This is a genomic window from Bradyrhizobium sp. USDA 4369 (genome assembly GCF_054056435.1).
Genome location: NZ_JBSRYH010000001.1, coordinates 6,186,585 through 6,209,897, shown reverse-complemented (window position 1 = coordinate 6,209,897; position 23,313 = coordinate 6,186,585). Strand labels below are relative to the sequence as shown.

Sequence of the window (23,313 nt, the reverse complement as noted above, 5' to 3'; positions counted from 1 at the left end):
TCGCGATGGCCGGCGTGCAACGCCGGCCAGATTCTTGTCGTGTCGTCTTAGGCGTCGGCGAGCGACTTGGCCTGGGCGACCCAGGCATCGGCCCGGCTCGGCAGACCGACTTCTTCGCCGATCTGGTGCGCCGTGTCGTGGTCGAGCTCGGCGAGCTGCCAGAAGTGGAAGATGCCGAGGTCGTTCAGCTTCTTCTCGATCGCACCGGACACGCCGGTGAGCTTCTTGAGATCGTCGGCGGTGCCGCGCGGACCAGGCAGACCCTGGAACGTCGAGGCGGCCGTCGCAGCCGGGAGCTCTTCCTCGAGCGGCGCAGCGGAGGCGCCGATGTCGATGCCGAGCTCGCCCTGGGCGCGCGAGATGCCGTCGATGGCGGCGCGCGCGATCAGGTCGCAATACAGCGAAATGGCCCGGCCGGCGTCGTCATTGCCGGGAACCACGTAGGTGATGCCCTTCGGATCGCAGTTGGTGTCGACGATCGCGGCGACCGGAATGTTGAGGCGCTGGGCCTCCTGGATCGCGATGTCTTCCTTGTTGGTGTCGATCACGAAGATCATGTCGGGCAGACCGCCCATGTCCTTGATGCCGCCGAGCGAACGATCGAGCTTGTCGCGCTCTCGCTGCAGGGTCAGGCGCTCCTTCTTGGTGTAGGAGTTGGCCTCGCCCGACGACAGCACCTCGTCGAGGTGACGCAGGCGCTTGATCGAGGCCGAGATCGTCTTCCAGTTGGTCAGCGTACCGCCGAGCCAGCGCGAATTGACGAAATACTGCGCGCAGCGCTTGGCCGCATCAGCGACGTTGTCCTGCGCCTGGCGCTTGGTGCCGACGAACAGGATACGGCCGCCCTTGGCGACGGTGTCGCTGACGGCCTGCAGCGCCGTGTGCAGCAGCGGCACGGTCTGCGCGAGATCGATGATGTGGATGTTGTTGCGGGCTCCGAAAATGAAATCGGCCATTTTCGGATTCCAGCGGTGAGACTGGTGACCAAAGTGCACGCCAGCTTCAAGCAGCTGGCGCATCGTGAATTCAGGCAGCGCCATTGGATATTCTCCGGTTGAGTCCTCCGGAAACGCGTGAGCAAAATCAGGCCGTTAAGGCCCGGCTTGCCACCGGACGCCCTCTAGGAGAGCCAAGTTTCCGTGTGAGATGGCGCGCTATATAGCCGGATTCTGGCGCAACGCAAGGAAAATGGGCCTATTCCGCCTGCAGAAGCTCGGCGAGCGCGGTCTTGGCCTGGCCCTCCTGGAGCGGAACGAAGTCGACAGGCCCCTTGTTGTCAGCCCCTGACGAGGCCGCAGCCATGACGCCCATGCCCACCAGCCCGAACGCCATTCCTCCGCCCTGCATCGCCCTCGACCGCTCGCTAGGCCTGATCGAGTAGAAATAGGTCTTGCCCGGCTCGGTGGTGAAATCGAGGTAGGATTCGCCTGGAAACAGCAGCTGAGTGGCCACGACATGGTGCGCGCCGGCCGGACGGTCGACATAGGCATAGGTCCCGGGCAGCAGACGGGGCAGAGCCACGCCGTCCACCTTGGCGTCGCAATTGGTGCGATCCAGCCAGGAATCCTTCAGGCTCATGATGACGATCCGGGAGTGTCCCGGGCGGGGCGCCCCGATCTTCTGCGACACCACGGCATATTCGGTGCCTTCCTTGCCCGTGAGGCATCCAGACACCAGAAGTGCCGCACCCAACCCCAGAAGCGCCCGCCTGTTCATGTTTCCATCCCCGTAAAGCCCCGGACAAAGGCTATGACGGGAACCGGGAACCTTGCAATCTCCGGCAGCAAAGAGAGTAGGATTGTGCTCAGCGCTCCACACCGGGCGCTTTCAGCTCCGCCCGATCCGCGTCGAGCTTCGCCTTCAAGGCGGCGACGCTATCGAAGAAGACCTGCTGCTGCCGCAGCGGCACCAGCCGCAGCGATGGCGGCATCAGCACATGGCTGACATTGGGCCGCCCCGAATTGGCGAATGCCTCCGACCGTTGCAGGGTCTGGACCGCGATGGCCACCACGAGCAGGAGACCGACCACGACGCCCTTGGCAACCAGATGCGTCCGCCCGACCGCGCGCAGATGCAGAAAACACGTGGCTGCAATGACTGTCCAGGAGAACACATAGCCATAGGTGAAGACGGCGGCCCAGGTCAGCGCGAACGAAGCAATCTGCGCAAACTCGCTGTAGATCCAGAACGCCGTGAGCCCGGCCTCGGCGATCAGGAGATGGCGCAGGACCTGCGAGCGTCCCGAAAACAGCCGCCCCAAGAGCGCCCAGATGCCGACCCACGCCGCCACGACCCCGACCATCGTGAGCGTCGGGACGAGATAGTCGGACAGATGCGCTTCGGAGGTTTGCGCAAACCACACCGTGATCGCGTTGATGGCCAGCAGCACCGCGCCGAGAGCGATGGCGGCCACGACCGGCAGCGCACTGCGTTCAGATCCCACCAGCCGCTCCGGCTCGACCGCATGCGCGGCGTCACGGACCCGAAGCAGCGTCTGTCCGATGCGGATCGGCTGGACGCCGTCGAGAACGAGCTGCGGCTTTCGGCTCCTGCTCCTGTCGAGATAGAGCCCATTGGCGCTGCCGAGATCCTCAGCGACGAGGCGCCCGTCAGCGTCGCGAAAGATCCGGACATGGCGCGCGGCAACATAGGGGTCGTCGAGAATGACGTGATTGTCGTAGCCGCGGCCGATGCTGATCTCCGTCGAGTCGACGCGGAAGCGGCCGGCGACCTCGCGATGCTTGGAGAGAATCTCGATCCAGATCATCGGGCGACCTGCAGACGTTCGAGAAAGCTCCTGCCAAGCCGCAACGCGTCGTCATAGGCGATCGCCTGCAGATTCAGGCGGGAGACGAGCGCCTCGTCGGCACGGTCCTGCGTCACCGCGACGACCGCGACGTCATAAAGGCCGTCGAACTCGCGATAGCCCTGCGCGCACCAGAGCACGCGCAGCGGCGGGTGATCGGCCGGCGGCGTGATGCCGACGAAATCCTCATGGCAGTGCTGCGGCGTGTACCATTTGCGGAACGTGCCGCCCAAGGTCAGCCGCGGCTGCGCAAGCTGCGTCAGCACGGTGGCGAATTGGAACTGATTGAGGTCGATCGACTTCGCGTAGGAATGATTGATTTCGACCGTACCGGTGTTGAGGTCGGAGGCGACATAGACGCTCGCATCAGCCTTGCAACTGGTCGAATTGATGCTGGCCCGCGGCTTCGGCGAGGCGCTGGCATTGGTGCTGGCCCAGCATTCGAACCACGCCGCATGCGTTTCCGGCGCCTGATAGGAGCCGAACACGCGATCATGGAAGCCTTCCTCGGCCAGGGATTTGTACAGCGCGCCGCGCCAGCTGGCGAGCTGGGCAACGACGTCCTTGCGCAGATCCGCGGCCTCCGGGCTGATGTCCTTGCCGCGGGTCAGCAGAGCGGCCGCGAAGCGGGCGGGCACTAGAAAGCTGATCAGCTGACCGCCACGTCGCGTTGCGACATTGACGCCGACCACCTGCCCTTGCGCGTTCACGGCGGGACCGCCGCTCATGCCGGGATTGAGGGCACCGGTGAAGTGAATATGGTCGTTGTAGCTGTGCTCGACGAGGCCGTTATAGGTCCCCTCGATGATGGTAAAGCCGAGGTCCAGCGGGTTGCCGAGCGAATAGAGCCGCTCGCCCTTTGGCAGGCTGCCCTCGAGCGCCGCTTTGTCGAAGGTGAAGAACGGCGCATCGTGCTTGTCGACGCGCACGAGGGCGAGATCATTGGGCAGATCGACCGCGACCAGCGTCACGCCGCCCTGCGTGCCGTCTGCTCCGGTATATTCGAGCCGATAGGTCTTCGGCTCGAGCGCCGCGTCGGAGACGACGTGGTAGTTCGTGATCGCAAGGCCGTCGGCCGAGACCAGAAAGCCGGAGCCGGTCGAAGTCTGGCGGCCGGCATCGGCCAGGAGGGTGCGGATCTGCAGCAGTCGCGGCGGCGCCGAGGCATAGACGGTGTCCGCGCCGGCGATCGACTGCGCACTTGCGCCTGACGGCACCCCGGTGATGCCGATCGCGCCGAGAGCGGCAATGATCACGCACCACCAGAGCAGCGCCGACACAATCCTCACAAAGCCGCGTCCCAATCGCACCCCCGCAACACGCCGGCGGCCGCCGACGTCCTGCGTCATACGCTCGATCAGCCCGCAGTCCGGCCAATAACGAAAACAGACCGACCTTGCAACCGAGCCACCACCACCCGATGCGGCTCAGCAATGCGGCACGTTCGGCGGACACCTCTTGCCGGCCGCCGGCGGAGCAGCCGGCCGCGGCGGCGGCGCCGCGGGCCGCATCATCGGCGGGGGCGACGGCGGCCGGGCCATGGCAGCCATCGGCGGCGGACTGGGACGCGTCATCGGCGGTGGGGGAGCCGGTCGCGCCATCGGCGGCGGCCCGGGGGGACGCATCATTGGCGGCGGGCCCGCGGGACGGATCATCGGCGGCGGCGCGGCGTGGACCGGCGCGGCGCGAACCATCGGCGGCGTCGGTGGTCGAGGCGGCGCCGGCGGCGGGCTCAGGCGCGCGGTCGCCGCAGGCGGAGGTGGCGCACGGCGCGGCGACGGCGCAGCCTGTTGCAGCTGCGGCCGCACCTCAGGGGCGCGCGGACCGACGTTCGGCCGCACCGGACGCGACATGGCTGGCGGCGGCACCGGCTGGGCCGTCGCGCCGGGCGGCGTGCGGCTCGCCTGCAGCCCGGACGCAGGTTGCTGCGGCGGCGGCGATCCGCCGGCCGGTCGCGCAGCTTGCGCCGGGCCCGGTGCGGGCGTGGCCAGCAACGGGGTCCGCACGTGACCGCCATTGCCGGTCGGCGGGATCGCAGGTGCCCCCTGACCAGGCATGGGCAGCGCATTCACCGCAGGCGAAACCGGCCCCGGTCGACCGAGCGGCAGCGGCGGCGTGCCAACGCTGCCGCTGGGCGTCGGATTGGTGGCCGGTCCATGGCTGCCCGGCCCCGCCCCGGCGGCAAGCCCCGCCGCGGCACCAGGCCCCGCTCCGGCGCCGGGCAATGGCGCCTTGCCCTGCTGGATCAAGCTCGCCCGCTGCACCGCTGCTGGCGGCAGCGGCGGCACAACGGCGGCTGCGGGCGGCGTCGCGATCGTGGGCGGCGGCGCGGTCGCCTGGCCGGCGGCCGCCGGGCCTGTCGCCGGCGGCGCGGTCGGCGGCGTCGGCGCGGGCCGATTGATCACGGTGTTGATGACCGTGGTGTTGTGGATATTCTGATAGATGATGTTGTTCGGCGGCGGCGCAACGAACGCCGGGGGATGGCAATAGACCGGGATCGGCACGAACACCGGCCGCGGCAGGATGAACACGCCGACCGGCGCAAAGGGCGGCGCCAGATCGATGAAGTCGGGCGGTGGCGGCGGCAGGATATAGACCGGCGGCGGTGGCGGCGGCACGAAGCCGAACTCCGGATCCGAGAACATCAGCACCGGACGCTCGACATAGACGACTTCATCGAGCGGCGGCGGCGGCACGTCATAGTCGATCATGGCGAAGGTCGGCGGCGGCGCCGGCGGCGCCGACAGCATCGTCAATCGCCGTCGAGCGTCCTCGGCATGGGCGCCATTTGGATAGCGCTTCAGATAGGACCAATAGGCCTCGGGACTGTCGGTGCGAAAAGTGCGACGCCAGGTCAGCGCCTCGCGGCGCGCCGCGAGAATGGCGCGCACGCGTCGCGCCAGCGGGTCGGCCGGATAGGCCGCGACGAAGTCTTCATAGCCCTGCAAGGTGTCGCGCTCCAGCGCAGCCACATAGGCCTCCTGCACCGGCAGATCGCGGATCGGCCGCGTGCGCAGCGCCGCCGTCTGCTCGGGCGAGGCTTGCGCGGCCGGCGCATCCGGCGCCCGCTCGAAGAAGGTGACAGCCGCCTGGATCTTCTGCGCATCCCACGGCACCTGCGCGCCCTTGGTCTCCTCGTTGACCCGCAACCGCAGCCGGTCGAACACCTCCGGCAGCGACAGACCGCCGGTGCGGATCATCTCCGCCAGCGAGCGCGCATAGACGCCGTAGGAGCCGGTCTCGTTCGGTGCGATCGTGCCCGGCGCGGCATTGAAGGCGATCAGCATGTTGTTGTCGGGCTCGACCAGCGCCAACCCGCCAGCAAGAGTCGGCCCGTTGGCGATGAAGGGCTGCTGGCGAGCCGCGTCGAGCACGACCACGCCGGCCTTCAGCGGCGTCGCGGCAAGCTGGCGGATGTAGTCGCTGAGGCGGAGGCTCTCGGTCGGAATGTCCACATCGCTGGCGATATTGGCGTCGACCGGAATGAAATAATTCTCGCCGGCGAGCTGCATGCCGTAGCCGGCGAGATAGACCATCGCGACGGTGTTGCCGTCGGACGACTGCGCCTTGTGAATGAAGTCGCGGAAGCTCTTGCGCAGCGTATCGCCGTCGAGGTCGCGGGCGCCGACCACATCGAACCCCGCCGCCTGCAGTGTCTGCGCGATCAAGCCGGCATCGTTGGCGGCCGTGGCCAGCGAGCTCTTGGCATAGGCGCCGTTGCCGATGACCAGCGCGATGCGTTTCTCGGTTGCGGGCTGCTGCGCCGCGGCAGACACGAGCGAAGCTGCCAGCGCGAGCAGGCAGAGCGAGACAGAGCAGACGATCTTTGAACAGCGCATGACGGTTCGAGCCCTTCGAGGCATCCTGCCCCGGATTCAGCGCGCGCGTGGCTGAACCGCGGTTGAACGGGGGCGTGCCCGTACAGCCCGCGGGCAGCCTTTTGGTTCCTCGCCCTGCGGTTCCGCGTCGTATTGCTGATCGCAGCTGCGCGTCGCTCCCCGATCCGGACCCCTCCCCGGCCCACCGGACCGCTCGCTCACAGCTGCTGCACGTCGACCACGCCGGTCACCGCCTTGATGGCGCCGGCGATTTGTGGCGAAACCTTGAAACGCCCGGGCAGCTTCATCTCCACCTCGGTCTCGAGGTCGAGCATCATCACCAGAGACACCTCGCCCTCCCCGGCCCGCGGCGCGAGCGGCGGCGCGGCCGACTTGGCCAGCCCGCCAACGCCATTGGCCGCGGCCTCCGGCCCCTGCAGGCGCTTGACGATGGAATCGAGCGGCTTGGTATCGCGCAGAAAGATGCGCAGGCCGCGCTGGGTCTTGGCGGCGGCATCGTCGAGCGGCTCCGCGTGCAGCACGCGGGCGCGCACATCCTCGCCCTGCAGCTCGGCGCCGAGCTGCAGCAGCACCGCAGCGCCCGGCTCGAGCACGTCGCGATATTGCGCGAGGCCCTCCGAGAACAGCACGGCCTCGAAATGACCGGTCGGATCCGACAGGCCCATGATGCCCATCTTGTTGCCGGTCTTGGTGCGGCGCTCCATGCGCGACACCACTGTTGCGGCGACCTTGCCCGCGGTCGCGCCGGTCTTCACCGCGCGCGAGAACTCGGCCCAGCTCTGCACCCGCAGCCGCTTCAAGGCCGCCGCGTAATCGTCGAGCGGATGGCCCGAGAGGAAGAAGCCGATCGCGTCATATTCCCGCCGGAGACGCTCCGCCGGCAGCCAGTTCTCGACGTTGGGCAGGATGATCGCCGGCGCATCGGCGGCATTGCCGAACATGTCGTTCTGGCCCGAGGTCGCGGCCTCATGCGCGCGCTGGCAGGCGGCAACAATAGCGTCCGCGCCGGCGAAGACGCGGGCGCGGTTCTTGTCGAGACAATCGAAGGCGCCAGCGGCGGCGAGCGTCTCGATGATGCGCTTGTTGATCGCGCGCGGATTGACGCGGGAGGCGAAGTCCGCGAGCGAGGTGAACGGCCCGCCTTTGTTGCGGGCCTCGACGATCATCTCGATCGCCTGGGGTCCTACGCCCTTCAGCGCGGCGAGCGCGTAGAAGATGGTGTTGCCGCTGACCTCGAAGGTCGGCCCCGAGCGGTTGATCGAGGGCGGTTCGACCTTGATTCCCAAACGCTGCGCCTCGGCGCGGAATTCGGAGAGCTTGTCGGTGTTGTTGAGATCGAGCGTCATCGACGCCGCGATGAACTCGACCGGATAATGCGCCTTCATATAGGCGGTGTGGTAGGACACCAGCGCGTAGGCGGCGGCGTGCGACTTGTTGAAGCCGTAGTCGGCGAACTTGGCGAGCAGGTCGAAGATGGTATCGGCCTGGTCCTTCGACACGCCGTTCTTGACGGCACCCTCGACGAAGCGGACGCGCTGCTTGTCCATCTCGGCGCGGATCTTCTTGCCCATGGCGCGGCGCAGCAGGTCGGCTTCGCCGAGCGAATAGCCGGACATCTGCTGCGCGACCTGCATCACCTGCTCCTGGTAGATGATGACGCCGAAGGTTTCTTTGAGGATCGGCTCCAGGATCGGATGCAGATACTCCGCTTCCTCCTCGCCGTGCTTGCGGGCGCAATAGGTCGGGATGTTGGCCATCGGACCGGGGCGATACAGCGCAACCAGCGCGATGATGTCCTCGAAGCGGTCCGGACGCATGTCGATCAGCGCCCGCCGCATGCCCTGACTTTCAACCTGGAACACGCCGACAACGTCGCCGCGCGCCAGCATCTGGTAGCTCGCGGCATCGTCGATCGGCAAGGTCGCCAGATCGACATGGATGTCGCGCTGCTTCAACAGCTTCACCGCGACGTCGAGCACGGTCAGCGTCTTCAGGCCGAGGAAGTCGAATTTGACGAGGCCAGCCGGCTCGACCCATTTCATGTTGAACTGGGTCACCGGCATGTCGGATTTCGGATCGCGATACATCGGCACCAGCTGGCTGAGCGGCCGGTCGCCGATCACGATGCCCGCGGCGTGAGTCGAGGCGTGGCGCGTCAGGCCTTCGAGGCGCATTGCGATGTCGAAAGCGCGCGCCACGACGGGATCCTCGTCGCGGAACGCCTGCAGCTTCGGCTCGCCCTCGATCGCCGCGGCGAGCGTCACCGGCGCAGCCGGATTCTGCGGCACCAGCTTGGTGAGCTTGTCGACCTGGCCATAGGGCATCTGCAGCACGCGGCCGACGTCGCGCAGCACGCCGCGGGCCTGCAGCGTACCGAAGGTGATGATCTGCGCCACCTGATCGCGGCCGTAGCGCTGCTGCACGTAGGAGATCACCTCGCCGCGGCGGTCCTGGCAGAAGTCGATGTCGAAGTCCGGCATCGACACGCGCTCGGGATTGAGGAAGCGCTCGAACAGCAGCGCGAACCGCATCGGGTCGAGGTCGGTGATGGTCAGCACCCAGGCGACCAGGGAGCCGGCGCCAGAGCCGCGGCCCGGTCCGACCGGAATGCCGTGCGCCTTGGCCCATTTGATGAAGTCGGACACGATCAGGAAGTAGCCCGCATATTTCATGCGGGTGATGACGTCGAGCTCGAAAGCGAGCCGCTTCTGATAGTCCTCCTCGGTCATGCCCGGCGCCATGCCGTGCACCTTGAGGCGCCGTGCCAAGCCCTCCTCCGCCTGCCGCTTGAGCTCGGCGGCCTCGGCGCTGGCCGCATCCACGGCATCGCCCGAGCCGGCGCCGACCGTGAAGAACGGCAGAATCGGCTTTCGCGTCCGTGGCCGGTACGAGCAGCGCTCGGCGATCTCCACCGTCGAGGCCAGCGCCTCAGGCAGATCGGCGAACAGGACCGCCATCTCGGCCCGCGTCTTGAAGCGATGGTCGGGCGTCAGTTGCACCCGATCGGTGTCGGCGATGAGATGGCCGCCGGCGATGCACAGCAGCGCGTCATGCGCCTCATAGTCATCGGCGGTCGCGAAATAGGGCTCGTTGGTCGCGACCAGCGGCAGGCCCTTGCCATAGGCGATGTCGATCAGACCGCCCTCGACGCGGCGCTCGCGGTCGGTGCCATGGCGCTGCAGCTCGATATAGAGGCGGTCGCCGAACAGGCTCGCCAGCCGCTCGCAGCGCTGCGCCGCCAGCGCCGCCATGTCGTGCTGGATGGCAAGCGAAATCGGGCCATCAGGCCCGCCGGTCAGCGCGATCAGGCCGTCGACCCCCTCCTGCAGCCAGTCGAACTTGATGTGCGGCGCCTGGTGCGTCGGCGTATCCAGGAAGGCCCGCGAGTTCAGCCGCATCAGGTGCCGATAGCCCTCCTCGCGCGCCGCCAGCAGCACGATTCGCGACGGCTGCGCCACCGCCGCAGCGTTGCGGGCGTTGGGATCCATGTCGCCGAAATCGATCGCGAGCTCGCAGCCGGCAATCGGCTGGATGCCATAGCCCGCCATCTTGTCGGAGAATTCGAGCGCACCAAACATGTTGTCGGTGTCGGTCAGCGCCAGCGCCGGCTGGCGGTCGGCCTTGGCGAGCTCGCCCAGCTTGGCGATCTTGATCGAGCCCTTCAGCAGCGAATAGGCGGAATGGACGTGGAGATGGACGAATCCGGCGCTGGACATGCTCGCCTTGCGACTTCTCTGAGGACTTCCGGGGATCGGTGCGGTGCGAGGGCCGACGGCCGGGTCTGATGGTTCCCTCGCCGACTCGCTTGCCGATGATACCGGATCAGCCCGTGCGAGTCGGGCCGCTCCTGCCGCTGTCCGGCTTTTCCCCAGCCGCCCTATCAAACCATCAAAGCTGCGGAATGATTTGCGCCCAGAGCGCGATCATTCCGACGAACAGCGTGATCGACGCCAGTGCGGCGGCTTCTTCGACGAAAACCTTCAGCATGGGGACCCTCCCTGAGCTAGAACATATGAAGAACAATGTTCCTTTTCTGTTCTCAGGTCAAGCACGCCGCCGGCGACGGTGACCGGCCGCAGCGAGACGTGGTTAATCCACCCCGCTCGCGCAAGAAAAAGCCCCGGCGCGATCACGCCGGGGCTTGTGGCTTGGCCGATGACTTGGCCGATCGTCCGAGGAAACGACTCAGAACCGCGTCGCGACCGGGCCGCCGAATCGATAGTTCAGGCGGGCCGTGAACAGGTCAGCATCCTGCTTGATGCTGTGGGAGCCGAGCGCGCCGAAGCTCACGGTCTGGCGATCCATGAACAGATGGTCGTATTCGACGCCCAGCGACCAGTTCGGCGCAAAGCCGTATTCGAGGCCAGCACCGACGACGCCGCCCCAACGGGTGTTGTCGTTCGAACCGAGGAACGCGCCGGTCGCGGCGTTGGTGATCGTGTAGGTGTTGCTGGTGATGGCCGCACCGCCCTTGGCGTAGACCAGCACGTTATTCCAGGCGTAGCCGACCTGGCCGGTGAACAGGCCGAACGCATCGGTCTTGGTGCGATTGCGGGTGCCGAACAGCGCGCTCTGATTGTCACCGGAGAAGTCCGCCCAATTGCCCTGCGCCTCGACGCCGAACACGAACTGCCCCATCTGCCAGCGATAGCCGACCTGGCCGCCGACCGTGCCGCCCGACGAATCGTGCGAGCCCTCGCGACCGCCGCCAACGAGATCCCACGTGTTGTGGGTCCAGCCGCCGCCACCGTTCACACCGATGTAGAAGCCGCTCCAGTCATAGATCGCGGCCATCACCGGCGGCGGCGCCTTCGTGTAGGGACGCGCGGCGAGATCCGCGGCCAGCGCCGGCGAGGCCAGCACCACGAGCGCCGTCGTCGTCAACAGAAGTTTCTTCATCAATCCAGTCTCGTCTCATTTGGCCCCCAGGCCAACCGCACGTCTTAACGATCTGCGCCACAATTGCTGTAGCCATGATGTCACAGGGCGCTGCTGAACGCGCCTCAGACATGACTGGAAATTAATCTGTAATCACAGTGTGTTGATGGAACTTTTTGATATGCAATCGGGAGCTGACCGACTACACACGAAGCGGCTCGCGCGCACTGCTTCGCGTGCTGTCTGCCGGGTCAGGACATCAGGGGATGAAGGAGAGATCGGTGATGCGTGGTGTGTTCTTCGCAACCTTGGCTGCAGCCGGCTTTGTGGTCGCAGCCCACGCTCCGGCGCAGGCGGTTGGAATCAGGCATCCGTTCTGTCTGCAGGGCGATCAGTTTCCCGGCTTGAGCAATTGCACCTTCGACAGCTACGCGCAGTGCCAAGCGACTGCATCGGGACGCCTGCTCGCTTGCATCGCCAATCCTTACTTTGCCGGCGTCAGCGATGATCCGCGCGCAACGCCGTATCCCTATCCGAACCGGCAGCGCATCAAGCCACGTCCCCCGCGCCCGAATCCCTACGCGCCGCTGCCCAATCCCTTCGTGTTCGAAGAGGACTGAGTTCGAAGACGATCGCAATCATGATGCGCTCCCACGGAAACGCATCATGATCTTTCTTCCTGGCGCATGATCTTCTCGGAAACCGGTTTCCGCTTTCCGGATCACGCTCTGACGAACAGGATCGAGACGGAGGCAGGCGTGTCGCTCGCCTCCGCTCAAGCAGCGGCTTCAGCGCATCATGCCGAAGCCAGGGCCGAACTTGTAGTTCAATCTAACGAGCCCGATGTCGACATCCTGCTTGATGCGATGAGTCATCGCAGGCGCGCCAGCGGCGTTGACGAAGTTCAGGTTCTTGTTGCCCAGGAAGATGTGATCGTACTCGACGCCGACCGACCAGTTCGGCGCGAAGCCATATTCCAGACCCGCACCGATCGTGCCGCCCCACCGGGTCGTATTCGCCCGATCGAGCATGACATTCGTGTTCGTCGTGAAGGTGTCGTAGCGATCGCCGACGACCGCCGCGCCGCCCTTGATGTAGCCCAGAATGTTGTCGAAGGCGTAGCCGACCTGGCCGGTGAACAGGCCGAAGCCGTTGGTGCGCGAACGGTCGCTGACATTTGGCAGGATCAGGTTGCGATTGGTGCCCTTGAAGTTGGCCCAGTCGCCCTGCGCCTCGACGCCGAACACCCAGTTCGCCATCTGATAGCGATAGCCGACCTGGCCACCGACGGCCGCACCGCCGCCGCCGGAGCAGCCCTCACGATTGAGAGCCGGGTTCACCACGACGTTGGCGTTCTGAACCAGATTCCAGCAGTCTCGGCTGGAACCGCCACCGGCATTGAAACCGACATAGAAGCCGCTCCAGTCATAGACCGTCGCCACCACAGCAGGCGGAGCCTTGGTGTAGGGACCCTTCTTCATCTGAAGGTCAGCAGCCAAGGCGGATGTCGCCGCGGCGATCGCGCCGAGTCCCACCGTTGCGCCGAAAAGCGTTTTCATCATCGAACTCCGTAGCTTCTGTCCCAAGGTCCCCAAACCCTCTGTTCCGACTCAAATACATGCAGCGCGACGATGCGACGATGCATTCGCAACGCGCTTCACCGAGATCACTTGATGAGCAGATTAGAAGCGTTCTTTCCGGCTTTTATGGGATTGGGGGCAAATGCCTGTTTTCCAAGGGCTTGGCTGCCCTCCAAACAAATAACTAATAGGATATAAGGAAGAGTCGTGGCCGGCGTCGCGCGCACGCCACAATACGAGACGCACATCGCTGCCGAAATCACGGCACGCCGCGTCACATCACCGTCGCCTTGAGGTCCCAGTCGTGAATTCTTGACGACAACCGATCACCTTGCGAATGCTTGGCATCATCATGCGCAAAACCGACGATTGTATGGTGGCTCACTACACGGCAGCTCGGAACTCAGCGACTGAGCGCGTCCCCACGCGTTCGGTAGAAGCCCTCAGATTGTGTAGTAGATCGCAAGCTTCAGCGCAGGATCGTCATTGGCCTGGAATGTCGCGTAGCGAAGCCGGACGCGGCCCTTCTTCGGATGTTCGAGCAGCTTCTCGCCGGCGACCAGGCCGTTGATGTCGTGAGCTGCCCACAGCTCCTCGAATTCGCGACTGCCGCGTCGCAGCCGCGCGATCAGATCAAGGAAGGCAGGATCACCCGCCCACAGATCATAGGTCGCGCGAAACTGCGCGACCATCCGCTTCGCCAGCTCCTTCCATTGCGCACCAAATAGCCGGCGCACGCCCGGCACGCACAGCATCAGCAGCAGCGTGTTGCGCTCGTCGTCGGCCAGCTGTGAGAACCCGAAGATCTCGTCCGCCGCGGCGTTCCACGCCAGCACGTCCCATCGCCGTCCAGAGATGTAGGCGGGCTGGTTCAGACTCTGCACCAGCTCGCGCAATCCGGCCGGCACCTGCTCGCGCACGAACGGCTTTCGCAGGGGATTGCTCGCCAGCGCCTTGAGATGCGCGTGTTCCGTTCGGTTGAGGCGAAGGGCGCGCGCCAGCGCATCGATGGTCGCAGATGACGGCTTCACCGCGCGGCCCTGCTCGAGCCGGATGTACCAGTCGACGCCAATCCCAGCGAGTTCGGCAACCTCCTCCCGGCGCAGCCCGGCCGTGCGCCGCCGCCGCCCAGTCGCAAGCCCGACCGCTTGCGGCGTCAACCTCTCGCGCCGCGAGCGCAGGAAGTTTCCGAGCTCGGCATGTCTTGGATCACTCATGCTGCGTTCCCCGCGCGAGCGCGTTCCCACAGTGGGCCGCTTCAGTCCTAGGATAATACCAGGCCTTCTGGCGCGAAGGATAGACCGCCATGCTCGGCCACCGCCATCGGGAATGGAGAAGGATCATGAAAGCAGCCGTGCTGAAACGCTTTGGAGCGCCGCTCGATATCGAGCAGGTCGAGGCCCCCGTGCTCGGCACCGGCGAGGTCATTGTCGACATCGTCGCGGCAGGCGTTCTGTCCTATGCGAATGAGGTGTTCAGCGGCGAACGGCAGTACCTGCTGGAGCTGCCGGTCATTCCAGGGACCGGCGGCATCGGCCGGGTCCGTGCGCTCGGCCCCGATGCGACACATCTTACGATCGGCGACTGGGTGTTCTGCGATCCGACGGTCCGCTCGCGCGATGCGGATCTCGCGCCCGACATCACGCTGCAGGGCTTGAGCGCGCGCGGCCCGGGCGGGCTGAAGCTGCAACAGCATTTTCGTCACGGCTCTTTCGCCGAACGCATGCGGCTGCCGACGGAGAACGCCAAGCCGATCGGCCGCATCGACGCGCAGGAGGCCGCGCATTGGTGCGCGCTCGGCACCCTGCTCGTCCCCTATGGCGGCCTTCTGGCCGCCAATCTACAGGCCGGCGAGACCGTGCTGATCAGCGGCGCCACCGGCAGGTTCGGCAGTGCCGCGGTCGCGGTGGCGCTTGCCATGGGAGCCGCAGCGGTCGTGGCACCCGGCCGCAACGAGACCATGCTGGCCGAACTGCAGCGCAGGTTCGGGCCACGCGTCCGTCCCGCCAGACTGTCAGGCGACGAGAACGAGGACACCGAACGCATGATGCGCGCCGCGCCGAGCCCGATCGACTGCGTGCTCGACATCATGCCGCCGTCGGTCACGACGACGGTGGTGCGGTCCGCGGTGACGACCGTGCGTCCTTACGGCCGCGTGGTGCTGATGGGCGGCGTCGGGATGCTCGGCGGCGCTGCGCTCGAACTGCCCTACCCCTGGATCATGCGCAATTGCGTCACTATCCACGGCGTCTGGATGTATCCGCCAAGCGCGACGGTGAGGATGGTGGCATTGATCCGGGCCGGCCTGCTCGAACTCGCTCAGTTCGAACCGACCTGTTTCGATCTCGATCACGCCAATGAGGCGGTCGCCCATGCCGCCGCCCGTCGCGAACCGTTCAAGATGACCGTCATCAGGCCTTGACCCCGACCGAGCCGTTCAGTCGAGCTCGACCACCTTGCCGCCGACGATGGAGACGCGCCGGTCCATGCGGCCGGCCAGCTCCATGTTGTGGGTCGCGATCAGCATGGCGACGCGGGTCGCCTTCACGAGCTGCATCAGGGCGTGGAAGACATGATCGGCCGTGCCGGGATCGAGATTGCCGGTCGGCTCGTCGGCCAACAGCGCGCGCGGGGCGTTGGCGACCGCGCGCGCGATCGCGACGCGCTGCTGCTCGCCGCCGGACAGTTCGGCCGGACGGTGCTTGATGCGCTCGCCGAGCCCCAGATAGGCCAGGATCTCGGTCGCCCGCTTCACCGTCTCGGAGCGCTTCAGGCCGCGGATCATCTGCGGCAACATCACGTTCTCCAGCGCCGTGAACTCCGGCAACAGCCGGTGCGACTGGTAGACGAAACCGATGTCGGTGCGGCGCATCTGGGTGCGCTCGATATCGGTGAGCTGCGAGGTCGGCACCCCCGCGACATACACCTCGCCCTCATCGGGGCTTTCGAGCAGTCCCGCAATATGCAGCAGCGTCGATTTGCCCGATCCTGACGGTGCCACCAGCGCGACCGACTGCCCCGCCCATAAAGCGAGCTTGGCGCCGTCCAGAATTGTCAGCTGCCGCTCGCCCTGCATGTACTGTCGTTTGATCTCATGGAGATAAACAACAGGTACATCCTCCGCCCCCTGCTCGTCCATCAGCGCCTCACTCGTAGCGAAGCGCTTCGACCGGGTCTAAGCGGGCGGCGCGCCAGGATGGATAGAGCGTGGCCAGAAAAGACAGAGTCAGAGCCATGATGACCACCGCGCTCGTCTCGCCGGCATCGATCTCAGCCGGCAGCTTCGACAGGAAGTACAGGGTCGGGTCGAACAGGTCCGTGTTGGTCAACCATGACAGAAACAGCCGGATGGTCTCGATGTTCATGCAGATCAGGAGACCAACGATGAAGCCGGTGAGCGTCCCGACCACGCCGATCGAGGCACCGGTGATCAGGAAAATCCGCATGATCGCGCCCTGCGACGCCCCCATCGTCCTGAGGACCGCAATATCCTGGCCCTTGTCCTTCACCAGCATGATCAGGCCCGAGACAATGTTGAGCGCGGCGACCAGCACGATCAGCGTCAGGATCAGGAACATCACGTTGCGCTCGACCTGGAGCGCGTTGAAGAAGGTCGAATTGCGCTGGCGCCAGTCGACCAGGAAGACCGGACGGCCCGCCGCCTCGGTCACCGTCTTGCGAAACTGCTCCACCTTGTCCGGATTGCTGGTGAAGATCTCGATCGCGGTGACGTCGTTGTTGCGGTTGAAATAGGCCTGCGCTTCCGACAACGGCATGAACACGAAGCTCGAATCATATTCCGACATGCCGATCTCGAACACCGCCGCGACCTTATAGGGCTTGATGCGCGGCGTCGTGCCCATCGGCGTCACGGCGCCTTTCGGCGCCACCAGGGTGATGCTGTCGCCCGCATGCAGCGACAACAGGTCAGCCAGCCGGCGGCCGATCGCGACCCCCTGGCCCTCGTCGAAGCCTTCGAGCGTGCCCTGCTTGATGTTCTTGGCGATCGACGTCAGGTTCACGAGATCCTGGGAGCGGATGCCGCGGATGAACACACCCGACGCGTTGAAGGGCGACGAGCCGAGGCCCTGGCCGTCGACCACAGGGGCCGCAAGGCGGATGCCCTGCACCTGCGAGATCCGCTCGGAGACATCCTTCCAGTCGGTCAGCGGCGACTCCAGCGGCTGCACAAGCAGGTGACCGTTGAGACCGAGGATCTTGTCGAGCAGCTCCTTTCGAAAGCCGTTCATGACCGCCATCACGATGATCAAGGTCGCGACGCCGAGCATGATGCCGAGGAAGGAGAACCCGGCAATGACGGAGATGAACCCTTCCCGACGCCGCGCACGCAGATAGCGTCCCGACAGCATCCACTCGAAGGGGGCGAAGGGCACGGTCTGCTGGGGTTCGGTCATGGTTTCATCCATCGCGCGATCATCCCATGATTCGGGCCGATTGTGGCCGGATTGGCCTGGAGGAGCCGAGCGGCCCGGTGGATAATCCGACGACCGAACGAACAGCTCAACCGGCCACGGTTCCGCCACCGAGCCTCGCCACGACATCGGCCGGCGACATCATTTGCCGCGCGCCGTCGCTGCGGGTCTTCACCTCGACCTTGCCTTCAGCAAGGCTCTTGGGTCCGACCATGATCTGCCAGGGAATGCCGATCAGATCGGCGGTGGCGAATTTGCCGCCGGCGCGCTGCTCGGTGTCGTCATAGAGCACGTCGACGCCCTTGGCGAGGAGATCACGATAGAGCTGCTCACAGGCGGCGTCGGTATCCGAGCCGCCCTGCTTCAGATTGAGGATCACGGCGCGGAACGGCGCCACCTCTTCCGGCCATTTGATGCCGGCATCGTCGTGGCAGGCCTCGATGATGGCGCCCGCGAGGCGCGACACGCCGACGCCATAGGAGCCGCCATGGATGGTGACCTCCGTCCCGTCGGGGCCCGCCACCAGCGCCTTCATCGGCTCGGAATATTTGGTGCCGAAATAGAAGATCTGGCCGACCTCGATGCCGCGGGTGTGGACGCGCCGCTCCTCGGGCACTTCGGCCTCGAAGCGGGCCGCATCATGGACGTCCTCGGTCGCAGCATAGAGCGAGGTCCATTGCTTGATGATCGGCGTCAGGTCGCCGTCATAGTCGACGGACGCCGGCGGGATCGGCAGGTCGAGCACGTTGCGGTCGCAATACACGCCGGACTCGCCAGTCTCGGCGAGCACGATGAATTCATGGCTGAGATCGCCGCCGATCGGGCCGGTCTCGGCGCGCATCGGAATGCCCTTCAGGCCCATGCGCGCGAAAGTGCGCAGATAGGCCACGAACATCTTGTTATAGGCGCGCCGCGCGCCGGCCTCGTCGAGGTCGAACGAATAGGCGTCCTTCATCAGGAACTCGCGACCGCGCATCACGCCGAAGCGCGGACGCTGCTCGTCGCGGAATTTCCATTGGATATGATAGAGATTGAGCGGCAGGTTACGGTAGGACTTCACATAGGCACGGAAGATTTCCGTGATCATTTCCTCATTGGTCGGCCCGTACAGCAACTCGCGCTTGTGGCGATCGCTGATGCGCAGCATCTCCGGACCATAGGCATCGTAGCGGCCGCTCTCGCGCCAGAGGTCGGCGAGTTGCAGGGTCGGCATCAACAGCTCCAGCGCCCCGGCGCGGTTCTGCTCCTCGCGCACGATCTGCTCGATCTTCTTCAGCACCTTGAAGCCCAGCGGCAGCCAGGCATAGATGCCGGCCGCCTCCTGCCGCAGCATCCCCGCGCGCAGCATCAGCCGGTGCGAGACGATCTCCGCCTCCTTCGGATTTTCTTTCAGAATGGGCAGGAAAAACCGCGACAAACGCATGGGGGAGGCCTTCGAGATTCGGTTCGGGCTGGCGCAGTCAAACCGGATCAGGCGGCAAAACACAAGACTGGGATTGAGAAAAAGCGGCTAAGCCGCCGGATTCCCAATCATTTTACCGGTTTGGCTGAAGCGACGCATGAACGCATCGCAAGCGCCGGTGGCGCCGGCCGCAATGGTGGCCGCCGGCGGGCCCCGAACCGCCTTATTGCGGCCGCCCCTGCTCCGACGACCATTTGTCGAGATCGCTGATCTCGGCGCTGCCTTCGATCGTCGAGATCGCGCCGTCGCGGGTGACCAGCATGGTCCGGGGAATGTCGCCTTGCCAGCTCGGATCGACCTCGAACCTGAGACGCTCGACATAGCCGTCGTTGAAGATGAAGTTTTCGGCGGCGGCGAGACCCGCTTTGTCCAGCATGCTCTGGGTCGCGGCGTTCAGGTTGGGCACGAGGTCGGCGCTGACCGTGACGACGTCGATTTCGGGATGACCGGCCATGAACTTGCCGAGTTGCGGCAGTTCGATCTTGCAGGGACCGCACGTCACGCCCCAGAAATGGATCAGGGTCGGCCGCCCCGCATGGGCGCGCAGCACCTCGCGCCAGCTGCCGCGCTCGAACGGCTTCAGCGCTGGCGGAGCCGCGGCGCTCGACGCCACGCAGGCGACCAGGCCGCCGATGACAAGGCCCAACAAAGCCCGCTTCATGACTCGTCTCCGATCGCCTGCAGCCGATAGCCGTCCGCCTTGGTCATCCACGACAAGAACACCTTGCCGCCATGAGCGACCAGCAGCGGATGGTCGGACGCATTGTCCGTGCTGGCGACCGCCCGCGGCTTCGACCACGTCTCGCCATCGTCCCTGGATTGCATGACCATGACGGTGGTCCGCTCGCCGTCGAACTCCTTCCACACCAGCGTCGTGGCCTCGGGCGTCGCCAGCAGATAAGGCCGCGTCGGATTGCGATCCGCCTGCCCGATCGCCAAGGGTTCGGAGAAGGTTCGACCGCCGTCGCGCGAATGCGCATAGAACAGCCCCTTGCGAACCTTGCCGCTCGTGAACCACGCGACATGGTAAGTGCCGCCCGGCGCCACGGTCAGGCTGGGCCCCTGGTGCGGGCACGCCTTGATCTGCCAATCGTCGGTGCTCACCCGATGCGGTTCGCCGGGCGTCGCGGGATCGCTGAACGTGATCACGGCATGGTCGCGCACACCGCCATCGAAGATGTTACGGAGCATCACCACCGGGCGTCCGGGCCCGGCGAACGCCACGCCGAGCCTGCAGCATTCGCAGGTGTTGTCCTGGGCCAGCGTCGCCTCGGCATAGGTTGCGCCGCCATCGCGCGACGACGCGAAGAACAAGCCGGCCCCGTGATAGGAGCGCCCGGCCGCCTTCGCCGGAGCGCGGTTGCGCTTGTCAAGCCACGCCACAAACACCGTACCGTCCTGGTCGAGCGCCAGCGCCTCGAAGCGCTGGCTCTCATTGTTCGCCGTGAGCGGGCGCGGCGGCGCGAAACTCTTGCCGCCATCGTCTGATCGGGTGGTGAGCACCTGCCCGTTGAAGGCCTGGTCGCGGAAGATCGAGAACGCCACCGCGATGCCGCCTTTGCCGTCGACCACCAGCTTGGGCCGGGCGTCTGGCCCCCAGTCGAGGTTGAGCGGCTGCTCATTGACCGGCACGGATGCCGAATATGTCTTGCCGGCGTCGGTCGAGCTCGCCACCGAGACCCGTCCACCGGCCATCCAGGCCAGCCAGAGCTTGCCGTCCTGCGCAAAGAACGGCGTGACCTTGGTGGCGCAGCGGAGCTCGGTGCCCTCGCATGCCGCATCCGAGCCGTGCTGATGCGCCATCTGGGCGTGACCAGTCAGCGGAGCGAAAACGGCGATCGCCAGTCCGAGCAGACCGCTCCTGAGCCGTGCTTTGCTTGTCATGCCGCTCCTCATCGGAATGCCACCTTCATGCCGGCCAGGAACGCGCGCGGGGAGCCGGCATAGATTGTTCCGGTGCCCGCCAGCCCCTGCACGCCGGTCCCCGCCACCGTGTTCTGCAGATTGTTCGCCGAGGCGATGTAGGTGCGATCGAACAGATTACGGACCTCGAAGAAGACGTTCATCGACTTGAACGTGTCTGAGGCGAGCTCGGTCTTGTAGTGGACATTCAGATTGACCAGCTCATAGCCCGGCGCCTTGAGCAAATTCGCGTTGTCCATGTAGAAGGAATCCTTCCATTGGACCTCGACGAAAGCACCGAGCCCGGCGAATCTCCCGCTATCGTGATCGTAGCCGATCCGCGCCGTCAGCTCGTTGGGCGATATTCCGGGGATCTTGTTGCCGGCACGATTGAAGCTGAACAGCTTCGAGGCACCCACAAGGTTCTCGGTATATTCGGTGTAGACCTGATCGAGGTAGGTGTAGGCAGCGGTGAACCGCCAACCTGGCAGGAACCTCCAGTCAGCCGCCAGTTCGACGCCACGATGCTCCGAACGCGGTGCATTGAAGGTGTAGGACGTGTTTTGCGTACCTGTGACGGCCTGTGTGACGAGCTCGTTGCGGAAGAACTCGTAGAAGCCCGTCGCGCTCAACGTCATCGCCCGGTTCGGCGTCCAGTCGAAGCCCACATCGTAGCCCAGGTTGGTCTGCGACTGCAGCTGGGTGTTGTTACCGTTGTCTCCGGTCGGCAACACGAACAGGTTCGAGACCTGCGGCGTGCCATAGCCGCTGGCGACACGGGCCCGCAGCAGCCAGTCGCTGTTCACCTTGTAGAGCAGCGCCAGCTCGGGAGCGAGATTGTCGAACTGCCGGTCCGCGGTGGTGATGGCGGTGGTCGCGGTGCCGACTGCGTCCTTGTAGCTATACGCCGTGTTCACGCCACGCAGATGCGTGCGCTCCCATCCGAGCCCGGCCACCGCGGTCAGAGCCGCGGTCAGCTTGAGCTCCTCGCGCGCCCGCAGGCCATAATTCGTCGTCTCGCTCCAGGTGTTGGCGGACAGCCGGCCCAGCGCCGCATTGCCGCCGGGCACGACGAAGCGCGTATCCCCCGATGCGGTCAGCGTGTTGTAGAAGGCTCCGAAGAAGGCGGTTGATTCCAGGCCGAAGATTTCACCGCGCCGGGTGATGTCGCTCATGTAGTTGTAGGACGGATAGTCGCCGATCGAGCTGGTCGAGTTGGTCGGCTGGCTGATGTTGCGGTCATCGAACACGAATTGGTTGCGCCAGGTCGTGTTGTTGTCAAAGTCATGCTCCCAGCGGCCGCCGACGATGGTGCGGCGGTCGTTGCGGCCGAGCCCGGCCTGAAGCGCGGTCTCCGTGTCGACACCACCAAGCGTATTGAAGCCGTTGTTGTTGAGCCCAACGGTCGCGCAGCCGGCCGCCAGGGACTTCCCGGTGGTGCAGCCCTGCTGATACGGGTTTTGAGTGTACTGGCTCAGCGTGTATCGGAGCGGGAGCCGCGTGAAGAGGTCGTTGTTGATGATCTTGACCGTGAACCGGTCATCGGGCGTCGCCTTGAAGGTGCCGAGGAAGTTGACAGTCTGGGTGTTGAACCAGCTGTTGCCGAGGAAGCCGTCGCCGCGCGCGTCGCTGGTGAACAGCGAGCCCTCGAAATTGCCGACCTTCTTGCCGAACGCCATGTAGTTGCTGAGATAGCCGAAGCTGCCGCCCTCGCTGCCGATCTCGGCGCCGTCGATCGTGCCGCCCGGACGGGTGCGGAAATTGATCGCGCCTCCGGTTGCGTAATTGCCGAAGAGCGCGGAGGACGGCCCCCTGATGACATCGACCGCGCCATAGGCGTGGGGATCGATTAGGTCGCTGCGCGACAATCCGTCCGGCTGGGTGACCGGAAAGCCGTCCTCGAACAGCACGATGTTGCGGATGGCGAAGCCGTTGCGGGCATTGGAGCCGCGGATCGAGATGCCGAGATCGCGCGGCCCGTTGCCCTGCTTCAGCGACACGCCGGGGCTCTCGCGCAGGATGTCGCCGACGGTGAAGGCCGGCCGGTCGTCATAACGGCTGCGGTCGATCGTGGTCGCGGTCTGGCCGGCGGGCGCCTGGCTGAGCTGGTCACGGGCGTCGGTCGCCCCGGCGACCCGGCCCGATGCCGCCGGTCCCTGGACGGATGTGTTGGCTGCGGACGCGGCGGCCGGCTTCGGCGCGCGGGCAGCGCTGGCCTGTGCGGCCGGCTTGCGCGCGGCCCGTGGCGTCGCGGCGCGCGGCGCGTCGACGGTGACGGACGGCAATTCTCTCTCGGTCTGAGCGTGCACGATCGTGGCCGGCTGCAGCCACGCGATGGCGATGACGCTCACACCACCCAGGGAATGACGACGAAACATGATTGACTTTCCCCAATGCCGGCAGCTTCGGCCGG

General features: G+C 65.7%; 17 protein-coding genes. 2 read left to right on the top strand and 15 right to left on the bottom strand.

Annotated features, from left to right (window positions below; all coding sequences use genetic code 11):
* Positions 1-47: 47 nt before the first annotated feature.
* The 7 genes from ACVIJ6_RS28195 to ACVIJ6_RS28165 form a co-directional block, all read right to left on the bottom strand.
* On the bottom strand, positions 48-1,040 hold the full coding sequence (locus tag ACVIJ6_RS28195; protein WP_456775381.1) for a 30S ribosomal protein S2: 993 nt from the start codon (positions 1,038-1,040) through the stop codon (positions 48-50).
* Positions 1,041-1,194: 154 nt separating this feature from the next.
* Positions 1,195-1,716 carry a DUF2846 domain-containing protein gene (locus ACVIJ6_RS28190; protein WP_456775380.1) on the bottom strand — a complete coding sequence of 174 codons (522 nt, stop codon included), beginning with the start codon at positions 1,714-1,716 and terminating at the stop codon, positions 1,195-1,197.
* Between the two features lie 88 nt (positions 1,717-1,804).
* Positions 1,805-2,767, bottom strand: coding sequence for an FHA domain-containing protein (locus tag ACVIJ6_RS28185; RefSeq protein WP_456775379.1), 963 nt, complete (start codon positions 2,765-2,767; stop codon positions 1,805-1,807).
* The gene (locus ACVIJ6_RS28180) at positions 2,764-4,155 is read right to left on the bottom strand and encodes a S1C family serine protease (protein WP_456775378.1); all 1,392 of its coding nucleotides are present in this window, start codon (positions 4,153-4,155) and stop codon (positions 2,764-2,766) included. Before ACVIJ6_RS28180 ends, ACVIJ6_RS28185 begins: the two co-directional genes overlap by 4 nt.
* A 78-nt stretch (positions 4,156-4,233) precedes the next feature.
* A complete protein-coding gene (locus ACVIJ6_RS28175; protein WP_456775377.1) occupies positions 4,234-6,645 on the bottom strand; it encodes a caspase family protein in 2,412 nt (803 codons plus the stop codon).
* Between the two features lie 197 nt (positions 6,646-6,842).
* Complete coding sequence (dnaE, locus tag ACVIJ6_RS28170; RefSeq protein ID WP_456775376.1) at positions 6,843-10,361, bottom strand: DNA polymerase III subunit alpha; 3,519 nt, start codon at positions 10,359-10,361, stop codon at positions 6,843-6,845.
* A gap of 469 nt (positions 10,362-10,830) precedes the next feature.
* A complete protein-coding gene (locus ACVIJ6_RS28165) occupies positions 10,831-11,544 on the bottom strand; it encodes an outer membrane protein (protein ID WP_456775375.1) in 714 nt (237 codons plus the stop codon).
* Between the two features lie 263 nt (positions 11,545-11,807).
* Here ACVIJ6_RS28165 and ACVIJ6_RS28160 point away from each other — a divergent pair, with 263 nt between their 5' ends.
* Positions 11,808-12,143, top strand: coding sequence for a DUF3551 domain-containing protein (locus tag ACVIJ6_RS28160; RefSeq protein ID WP_456777097.1), 336 nt, complete (start codon positions 11,808-11,810; stop codon positions 12,141-12,143).
* 168 nt (positions 12,144-12,311) lie between these two features.
* Here the strand turns inward: ACVIJ6_RS28160 and ACVIJ6_RS28155 are convergent, their stop codons facing one another.
* Both ACVIJ6_RS28155 and ACVIJ6_RS28150 read right to left on the bottom strand, forming a co-directional pair.
* Positions 12,312-13,085 (bottom strand): outer membrane protein, encoded by a 774-nt coding sequence (locus ACVIJ6_RS28155; RefSeq protein WP_012044553.1) that lies wholly within the window; start codon positions 13,083-13,085, stop codon positions 12,312-12,314.
* A 461-nt stretch (positions 13,086-13,546) separates the two neighbouring features.
* Positions 13,547-14,320, bottom strand: a complete 774-nt coding sequence (locus ACVIJ6_RS28150) for a helix-turn-helix transcriptional regulator (protein WP_172236385.1) — start codon at positions 14,318-14,320, stop codon at positions 13,547-13,549.
* A 125-nt stretch (positions 14,321-14,445) separates the two neighbouring features.
* Between ACVIJ6_RS28150 and ACVIJ6_RS28145 the strand changes: the two genes are divergently transcribed.
* Entirely contained in the window at positions 14,446-15,525 is a 1,080-nt protein-coding gene (locus ACVIJ6_RS28145) for an alcohol dehydrogenase catalytic domain-containing protein (RefSeq protein WP_456775374.1), read from the top strand.
* A gap of 15 nt (positions 15,526-15,540) precedes the next feature.
* On the opposite strand, the gene ACVIJ6_RS28140 is transcribed toward ACVIJ6_RS28145, so the two are convergent.
* The 6 genes from ACVIJ6_RS28140 to ACVIJ6_RS28115 form a co-directional block, all read right to left on the bottom strand.
* On the bottom strand, positions 15,541-16,242 hold the full coding sequence (locus tag ACVIJ6_RS28140) for an ABC transporter ATP-binding protein (protein ID WP_012044556.1): 702 nt from the start codon (positions 16,240-16,242) through the stop codon (positions 15,541-15,543).
* 7 nt (positions 16,243-16,249) lie between these two features.
* The gene (locus tag ACVIJ6_RS28135) at positions 16,250-17,530 is read right to left on the bottom strand and encodes a lipoprotein-releasing ABC transporter permease subunit (protein WP_012044557.1); all 1,281 of its coding nucleotides are present in this window, start codon (positions 17,528-17,530) and stop codon (positions 16,250-16,252) included.
* 94 nt (positions 17,531-17,624) lie between these two features.
* The gene (gene proS, locus ACVIJ6_RS28130; RefSeq protein ID WP_456775373.1) at positions 17,625-18,959 is read right to left on the bottom strand and encodes a proline--tRNA ligase; all 1,335 of its coding nucleotides are present in this window, start codon (positions 18,957-18,959) and stop codon (positions 17,625-17,627) included.
* A 202-nt stretch (positions 18,960-19,161) separates the two neighbouring features.
* Positions 19,162-19,659, bottom strand: a complete 498-nt coding sequence (locus ACVIJ6_RS28125; RefSeq protein WP_456775372.1) for a TlpA family protein disulfide reductase — start codon at positions 19,657-19,659, stop codon at positions 19,162-19,164.
* On the bottom strand, positions 19,656-20,882 hold the full coding sequence (locus ACVIJ6_RS28120; RefSeq protein WP_456775371.1) for a sialidase family protein: 1,227 nt from the start codon (positions 20,880-20,882) through the stop codon (positions 19,656-19,658). The genes ACVIJ6_RS28125 and ACVIJ6_RS28120 overlap by 4 nt, the downstream gene beginning before the upstream one ends.
* Before the next feature lie 8 nt (positions 20,883-20,890).
* Positions 20,891-23,278, bottom strand: a complete 2,388-nt coding sequence (locus ACVIJ6_RS28115) for a TonB-dependent receptor family protein (RefSeq protein ID WP_456775370.1) — start codon at positions 23,276-23,278, stop codon at positions 20,891-20,893.
* Positions 23,279-23,313: the final 35 nt, after the last annotated feature.

Excerpts from the sequence above, each read along its gene's own strand:
- ACVIJ6_RS28195 (WP_456775381.1), bottom strand. The coding sequence starts at position 1,040 with ATGGCGCTGCCTGAATTCACGATGCGCCAGCTGCTTGAAGCTGGCGTG.
- ACVIJ6_RS28190 (WP_456775380.1), bottom strand. The coding sequence starts at position 1,716 with ATGAACAGGCGGGCGCTTCTGGGGTTGGGTGCGGCACTTCTGGTGTCT.
- ACVIJ6_RS28185 (WP_456775379.1), bottom strand. The coding sequence starts at position 2,767 with ATGATCTGGATCGAGATTCTCTCCAAGCATCGCGAGGTCGCCGGCCGC.
- ACVIJ6_RS28180 (WP_456775378.1), bottom strand. The coding sequence starts at position 4,155 with ATGACGCAGGACGTCGGCGGCCGCCGGCGTGTTGCGGGGGTGCGATTG.
- ACVIJ6_RS28175 (WP_456775377.1), bottom strand. The coding sequence starts at position 6,645 with ATGCGCTGTTCAAAGATCGTCTGCTCTGTCTCGCTCTGCCTGCTCGCG.
- dnaE (WP_456775376.1), bottom strand. The coding sequence starts at position 10,361 with ATGTCCAGCGCCGGATTCGTCCATCTCCACGTCCATTCCGCCTATTCG.
- ACVIJ6_RS28165 (WP_456775375.1), bottom strand. The coding sequence starts at position 11,544 with ATGAAGAAACTTCTGTTGACGACGACGGCGCTCGTGGTGCTGGCCTCG.
- ACVIJ6_RS28160 (WP_456777097.1), top strand. The coding sequence starts at position 11,808 with ATGCGTGGTGTGTTCTTCGCAACCTTGGCTGCAGCCGGCTTTGTGGTC.
- ACVIJ6_RS28155 (WP_012044553.1), bottom strand. The coding sequence starts at position 13,085 with ATGATGAAAACGCTTTTCGGCGCAACGGTGGGACTCGGCGCGATCGCC.
- ACVIJ6_RS28150 (WP_172236385.1), bottom strand. The coding sequence starts at position 14,320 with ATGAGTGATCCAAGACATGCCGAGCTCGGAAACTTCCTGCGCTCGCGG.
- ACVIJ6_RS28145 (WP_456775374.1), top strand. The coding sequence starts at position 14,446 with ATGAAAGCAGCCGTGCTGAAACGCTTTGGAGCGCCGCTCGATATCGAG.
- ACVIJ6_RS28140 (WP_012044556.1), bottom strand. The coding sequence starts at position 16,242 with ATGGACGAGCAGGGGGCGGAGGATGTACCTGTTGTTTATCTCCATGAG.
- ACVIJ6_RS28135 (WP_012044557.1), bottom strand. The coding sequence starts at position 17,530 with ATGGATGAAACCATGACCGAACCCCAGCAGACCGTGCCCTTCGCCCCC.
- proS (WP_456775373.1), bottom strand. The coding sequence starts at position 18,959 with ATGCGTTTGTCGCGGTTTTTCCTGCCCATTCTGAAAGAAAATCCGAAG.
- ACVIJ6_RS28125 (WP_456775372.1), bottom strand. The coding sequence starts at position 19,659 with ATGAAGCGGGCTTTGTTGGGCCTTGTCATCGGCGGCCTGGTCGCCTGC.
- ACVIJ6_RS28120 (WP_456775371.1), bottom strand. The coding sequence starts at position 20,882 with ATGACAAGCAAAGCACGGCTCAGGAGCGGTCTGCTCGGACTGGCGATC.
- ACVIJ6_RS28115 (WP_456775370.1), bottom strand. The coding sequence starts at position 23,278 with ATGTTTCGTCGTCATTCCCTGGGTGGTGTGAGCGTCATCGCCATCGCG.